Source organism: Microcystis sp. M53602_WE12, from assembly GCF_030065455.1.
Classification (GTDB): Bacteria; Cyanobacteriota; Cyanobacteriia; order Cyanobacteriales; family Microcystaceae; genus Microcystis; species Microcystis aeruginosa.
In genome coordinates, this window is sequence record NZ_JASJFB010000729.1 from 1 (window position 1) to 4,181 (window position 4,181).

General features: G+C 44.5%; 4 protein-coding genes. 3 read left to right on the forward strand and 1 reads right to left on the reverse strand.

Translation table 11 applies throughout. The features are described 5' to 3' along the window. Positions 1–250: hypothetical protein (locus PX482_RS22580; RefSeq protein ID WP_288123042.1), on the forward strand; the 250-nt coding region annotated here is incomplete at its 5' end. A gap of 125 nt (positions 251–375) precedes the next feature. Here PX482_RS22580 and PX482_RS22585 read toward each other — a convergent pair. After that, positions 376–1,812 (reverse strand): folate/biopterin family MFS transporter, encoded by a 1,437-nt coding sequence (locus PX482_RS22585; RefSeq protein WP_288123044.1) that lies wholly within the window; start codon positions 1,810–1,812, stop codon positions 376–378. Positions 1,813–2,317: 505 nt separating this feature from the next. Between PX482_RS22585 and PX482_RS22590 the strand changes: the two genes are divergently transcribed. Both PX482_RS22590 and PX482_RS22595 read left to right on the forward strand, forming a co-directional pair. After that, complete coding sequence (locus PX482_RS22590) at positions 2,318–2,695, forward strand: hypothetical protein (protein WP_288123045.1); 378 nt, start codon at positions 2,318–2,320, stop codon at positions 2,693–2,695. Positions 2,696–3,681: 986 nt separating this feature from the next. Next, the coding region (locus PX482_RS22595) for an endonuclease/exonuclease/phosphatase family protein (RefSeq protein WP_288123048.1) at positions 3,682–4,181 on the forward strand (500 nt) is incomplete at its 3' end.

The window sequence follows — 4,181 nt, forward strand, 5'->3', positions numbered from 1 at the left end:
GCCAGAAAAAGATATTTATCAGAAAAGTCATGAGCAAGCTAGAGGTTTAAAGACTGAGCGGGTTCCAATTATTTTTATTAATAAATATTTTACACAATTCATACCAGGTAAGCAAGAGGGCTACGCCACTACTACCGAATCATTACCAAAATCTGGATTCCTAATCCACACTAAGGAGATATCAGCAAAAGCTTGCTGGATAAAATTTTACAGCCAGCAAATATTAGAAGAATGGGAAAAATTACGTTAAACAATTCTGTCTTGGAAAAGTTAAAAACTGTTCTCAATTAAGCAAGATGAAGATGGCATTGAGAATTTGCCATAGAAAACGGGTTTCTCAAAGAAACCCGTTTTCTGGAATAATCAATGGGAGTGTCAATCTCTTGTCTCGATTAATTCGGGGACAAGTTCAGGAATAAAACCCGGTTCGGCTAAAGAACCAGTAACATGATGTTCAAAGACTTCTGCGGGGGGAAAAGTTTTCTTGACTTCCTGAGATTGGGGATCCGTAGAAGGTAGCCATTTAATTAGGGGTAAAGGTAGGAGAGTGGAGAGATTAGTAATCACTACCAATAACCAAAGGTTATCAAAATTAGTTTCGGTGACTCCCAACCAATGGGTTAATAAAGCGCCGATTTCTTGGGAAACTAATCCTGACATATTCCAGATGGACATTAATAAAGCGAATAGAGATGCTTCAATGCCCACGGGACAAAGACGGGCCGATAAAATTAAGACCGGTAAAAAGGCAATTTGTCCCATGACGGTGAGGATGAGACTATCCCCCAAACTAAACCAATGATCGTCAATACCGAGCGCTCGATTAGTATGGGTAACTAAGAGTAGGGTAGTCATCCCTAAAAGCGCGGAAATCACCGTACTCCAACCCAAAATTAAACGAAAGGAAATCGCTTTTAAAAACCGTTGATATACCCAGATGCCCAGGATCGAGGCTAAACTGGTGACTAAGCGCACTCGTCCTAAAAATTCCGGTTCAAATCCTAACTCGTTGGTGGTGAAGTAAAAAAAGGCAGAATCGGCGCTAGGGGTAGCCTGCCAGAGAAAAATAAAGGCAGTGGGTAATAAAATTGATTTTTGTCTAATGGCTGACCATAGTTGCCCGATTTGCTCCTTGACTTTCGGCGTGGATTGTGAATCATTGTTATTCTTGACTTTTTCCTCTGTAATTAAAAACGCCATGGCTGAGGCAATCAGGGGAAAAATAGCCGTGAGAGCGAAGACAGGACGAGTGCCGAGGTGTGCCAGTAACCAACCACCCAGATAAGCCGTAATTAAGCCGCCTAACGCCGATATTCCCCAAGTTAAGGACTGTAGAGAACCGGATTGAGTGAAGGACTCTTTGCGCGCTCTTTCTACTACCAAAGAATCGACGATGACATCACTAATGGTGACAGAAAGGGAACCAAGCAGGATCGCAGCCGTAGCTTGCCAAGCATTCTCCACCACAGTGGCTAGGGCCAACCAAGCTAAAACCCCGAGAATTCCCGATAAAATTAGGTAGGGCCGACGACGATAGCCGAAAATAGGCAAACCATCCGAAAGAAAGCCAAAAGCTGGTTTAATCACCCAAGGAATCGCCGCCACTCCGATTAATGCCCCCATCTGGGAGGGACTCAAGGCCAAATCGTCTTTTAAAAAGAAGCTAACCGCTAATCGGGAGAGTCCGAGAATGCCCTGCACGAAATAAACCCCTAAAATGCCAATTAATTCGGGATTAGGGTCATTTCCGAATAAGATACTCTCTTTAAGGAATTTTTTCCCGCGATCGATGCCAAGGCGATTAATAAGCATGAAGTTTCATAAATATTTGTTACTGTCTCTATAATAATGATTGAGCGCTCGATCGGTGCGTTAGCTGTTAGGGTTTAACTGTTGAGCTTTAGGTTTTGGCGGTTGGGTATTGGGTTTTAGGGTTTTAGTTGAATTTCCCCTGCTCCCCACTTCCCCATCCCCAATCGGCATAAAAGGCTTATTGTAATGTTATGTGGAAAGTTTCTTGCGATCGCTTTATTTGAAAGTAATATACAGAAAGATTTTTAAAAAAATGTGTATTTGGGGTGATATGGGGAAAGTTTCGGTCTAATATCTAGCTGGGCGGCTATCCTGCCAGTTAAGAAATAGAGCTTGTAACAGATTCGATTTTGCTGATAGACTTCGCCTCCCTCGTAGTTCCCTCAACCTGGTTTTAATTGGTTTGAGAATACTTCTCGCTCCACCCTCTGAGGACTGTCGTGATAGTGGTGCCACGGCAGATTTCAATCCTCACCTCCTGCACCAACAACAGTTTCAGGAGAAAATGATGAAAAGACGATTCAGAGGCCTACTGGTCTGTTCCTGCCTTTCCGTCGCAACGGTGTTAGCTGCTTCTGGCCTGGCTCCGGCCCAAACTTCAAGCCAAACTCAATACGTTGTGCAGGTGCGCCGCCAGCTTAATGGCGCCCGAGACCTTCTGGGAGCTAGGGGGTTTGAAAAGACCCATGACTATAAAATCGCCACCTTGGCCAATGGCGGCGCAAAGTCTTCTACTTTAGACCTTCAGAAGGGAATGCAATACGTCATCATCGGCGTTTGTGACAAAGACTGCTCTGACCTTGATATTAAGGTCTATGATGAAAATGATCGGGTAATAGCTACGGATAAGCTAAACGGCTTTTACTTCGGATCACCGATATAGACTCCAAAAGGGTTATAGCTATTGGATCATGCAGGTTAAGCGCCGTTTAGCTTACCTCGGCTGATGATAAGCCTTTAGTAACAGTCACCCCCAGATGGACTGGCGAGTTCCGCATCCTGGTAAGTATGTATAAATGCGGAAACAGTCCCTGTTATTACGGGATTGGAGTATTTGGCCAGTAGTGCGATCGCGTCGCCTCCTAGGTTGGGTTGAGCGCAACAATACTGGGTCGAAAATGGCTCAATTCGCTTGTTTAAGCGAAACCCAACCACCCCAAAGGTTACTCTTGGTTGGGTTTCCTAGCGTCAACCCAACCTACAATAGTTGCTGCTCTCGTAGTGGATTGTTTCAGTGCGCTCGCCATGGCCCTAGGGTGCGTTCCCTAAGGTCAGTCCTACTACTGCACCGATAGATTGTTGGGAACGCACCTTGCTCATTCATTGAGGCTGTAAGTCCAGATAATCTAATATCCTCTGTCAGATTAGCAGCTAATTGGGGATAGATCATCTACTTGTTGCATTAATGCGATGCCGAAGGCACGGCGTAGCAGTACGCTGCTCTGGTAGTGGTGGAGGGTTCATAAAAGAATGCCCCAATCGGCATAACAGACTTAACGCGATCTGCAACTAAAAACGACAGAATCAGGGTTCCAGAGGATACTTTATCTCTGCTAATACCATTTTTCTTTATTCTTGGCAGGTATCTTACCCCCCCCCTTGCCCCCACGAAAAACTTTTTGCCGCAAACCCTACTTATGAAAAATGGTATAATTTCTGAAAGCCTTGTAAATCAAGACTAAAAATATAGTTGCACAAGGGGTGACTTATTGTCGTGTTATTGGGAAAGTTTCTTGCGATCGCTCTATTTGAGAGTAATATACAGAAAGATTTTTTTTAAAATGTGTATTGGGGGTGATGTGTGGAAAGTTTCCGTATAATATCTAGTTAGTCCCCAGTGACAAAGCCATTGGATTTTCAATAGATGTTATGCTGACCAGTATTTTGCTGTGGTCGATGGCACTTAGCCTGTTGCTAATCAGCTTCACCCCTGGAGTATGGTACAAGCTATGGTTTTTTGAGATTTTGGGGACAGGCTATCTTTGGTTTGCGGGCTTGACTTTGATCTTGCTGTTGGCTCTGTTTTTACCCAGGTTCCGTCCTTCGCGCTGGAAATTGATGATCACGTTAGCTGTCGGACTGGGGTTTTATGCCAGCACAATTGGTACCTGGTATGTTCCGAGGTTGCGAGATGCTAGAACTGGTGGTTTCCCATTGACTGTAATGACCTACAACGTCAACTACCAACTATGGGAGACCAGTGCCGTGACTGACCTGGTTCGGGCAAATCCCGTAGATGTATTCGGGTTAGTTGAACCGTTCAAGGAGCAGGCAGCAGAGCTACTAGACAATGTGCAGGATCTTTATCCTTACTATTACCGCGCAACGGGAGGCGGACTGAGTTTATTTAGCCGCTATCCCATTACAGA